The 1,911-nt window shown below is 57.7% G+C and carries 3 protein-coding genes; 1 reads left to right on the top strand and 2 read right to left on the bottom strand.

Annotated elements, in window-relative coordinates; genetic code table 11:
- Positions 1 to 202 precede the first annotated feature (202 nt).
- Positions 203 to 409 carry a type II toxin-antitoxin system MqsA family antitoxin gene (locus tag BP737_RS10200; RefSeq protein WP_342686162.1) on the top strand — a complete coding sequence of 69 codons (207 nt, stop codon included), beginning with the start codon at positions 203 to 205 and terminating at the stop codon, positions 407 to 409.
- 831 nt (positions 410 to 1,240) lie between these two features.
- On the opposite strand, the gene BP737_RS10190 is transcribed toward BP737_RS10200, so the two are convergent.
- A complete protein-coding gene (locus BP737_RS10190) occupies positions 1,241 to 1,588 on the bottom strand; it encodes a DUF86 domain-containing protein (protein ID WP_292407107.1) in 348 nt (115 codons plus the stop codon).
- Positions 1,572 to 1,874, bottom strand: coding sequence for a nucleotidyltransferase family protein (locus BP737_RS10185; RefSeq protein WP_292407110.1), 303 nt, complete (start codon positions 1,872 to 1,874; stop codon positions 1,572 to 1,574). The genes BP737_RS10190 and BP737_RS10185 overlap by 17 nt, the downstream gene beginning before the upstream one ends.
- Positions 1,875 to 1,911: the final 37 nt, after the last annotated feature.

Below are 1,911 nucleotides of genomic sequence, written 5' to 3'. Positions count from 1 at the left end.
GCAGATGACAATTTTTCCCGATACACCCCTTACGGTCGGCCTTTTTCCCCCTTCGACCCCCTCATATTCTCCAGGAGAGTTGCCAGGATGATCGGAGAAAAGACCCCCCGGGAACTCGTCTACGAGACGAATCGGGACGTAATCACCGCCTACATACCGGATGAAGAACACCGGATCGATACGCGAACGGGGGGGAGAACAAATGATTCCAGAAAGGTGCACGTTCTGTAAAGGAACCCTGCGCGAAGGAAAGACCGAATTCATTGCACGGGTCGGGGACGAGATCGTTGTCGTCAGGGATGTCCCGGCATTCATCTGCGACCGGTGCGGCGAGGCCTACTACAGCGCGGAAATTTCCCAAAAGATCGATACCGTGATGAAGGATGTCCACGGCGGCAGGCGAGGTTGAACTCACCGGGTGAAGCCGGAAGGCGGTGCCCCCCCCGGTTGCGGGGGTGTCATGCCTGAAACGAAGAATCCCGACCATCGAAGCACTCCGGGAAGAGGTGGTAAGCTGGAACCGAAAGCGGAACCAAGTCCAGACGGGTGTGAATTGGCAGTTTACCCCAACCGATGCGAGGAGGAAACTCAAGAGACTCTACCCCATGATCTTAGAGAATTAGGAGACAAAGGGCACTAGTCGAGGAACAGCATCCATCACGTCTCTCCGTCACCAACAGAGAGTCTTCTTTTCCTGGGGATCAGCCCCTGCCTCACCGGCATGGCCTGCCCCCGGGGTGGATGGGGAGCGTATTGCCGGACAGGGACGCGTTCATGGTTACTCATTATGGATCTTGATGTCCGGCGGTATTAGCGGTTCTCTTTCGGCCGCCCGGGGATCCAGCGCTTCAGGCGATATTCCGGGGAAGAAAGGGACGGGTGGATAACGCGCAGCCGAAGGGTGTCCCGGCCGTCATCCCCCGAAAAGAGGCGATCCCGGAGCATTGCCCGGTACCGATTCACGGCCGGGCGGTCGTCCATGCCGCCCCCATCGTTAACTCACGCGGGATACGGGTGAAAGTGGGGTTGAGAAGACCGAAGGCCTTTGAAGGGTTGAGGCGTTTTGTGACAACCTCGACGCGACTCCGGGTGCTGCGGCTGCTCGCGCCGGCTCCGGATCGTGGATCCCGGGGTTTCCTTGCGCCGAAATCGTCGAGGGGGCGTTGTATTCCGGACATGCATGATGTATCCTCCCGGGATGTTCGGATGAAGCGGGCAAAAGGGCGCTGTTGTAGAGGGGTTACCGGAGAGGTTCGTTATCGAGCATCTGCCTGACCGCAACCTGCAGTTCCGGGAGCTTGTTCCGGACAGCGTCCCATACGATCTCGTTATGAACCCCGAAATAGGCGTGAATCAGGATGTCCCGCATTCCTGCAATCTTTCTCCAGGGGATATTACTATACTCTCCTTTGAGCGGCTCGGGGATGAGCTTCGTGGCCTCGCCGATGACCATGAGGTTCCGGATCACTCCGTCCTGTACGAGATTGTTTTCCGTGAACGCTTCGTAACACATATCCTCTGTATACTGCTCAATCCTCTCGATCGCCTCGAGAATGTCGCGGAGGTAGAGGTTATATTCCCGGGGCATACCGGACGCTCCTGAGGATGTACGGCGCGAGAGCAGGCCTGACGGTATCGCGGTCGACGAGATCGACTCTCCTCCTGAAGAGATCTTCGAGGAAGAATTTGAGATCCATATACGCATCGAAGGAACGTTCCCCCTCCTCGAATTCGATGAGGATATCGATATCGCTCCCCTCACGCTCTTCTCCGCGGGCGAAGGAGCCGAAGAGCCCGATCCGCCGAACGCCGTGGCTTCTGATCCGTTCCCGGTGCTCCGCCAGCGCTCCGAGGATACTATCAGCCGTAAGCATGCCGCACCATACTCCTGTTACCCGCCGATCAGGATAA

Source organism: Methanoculleus sp. UBA291 (genome assembly GCF_002499755.1).
In the GTDB taxonomy this organism is placed as follows: Archaea; Halobacteriota; Methanomicrobia; order Methanomicrobiales; family Methanoculleaceae; genus Methanoculleus; species Methanoculleus palmolei.
Note: the sequence above shows the minus strand (reverse complement) of the source record. Positions and strands in the feature narration are given on the sequence as shown.

Bases quoted from the DNA above. Each gene is read 5' to 3' on its own strand.
- BP737_RS10200 (WP_342686162.1), top strand. From the start codon at position 203: ATGATTCCAGAAAGGTGCACGTTCTGTAAAGGAACCCTGCGCGAAGGA.
- BP737_RS10185 (WP_292407110.1), bottom strand. From the start codon at position 1,874: ATGCTTACGGCTGATAGTATCCTCGGAGCGCTGGCGGAGCACCGGGAA.
- BP737_RS10190 (WP_292407107.1), bottom strand. From the start codon at position 1,588: ATGCCCCGGGAATATAACCTCTACCTCCGCGACATTCTCGAGGCGATC.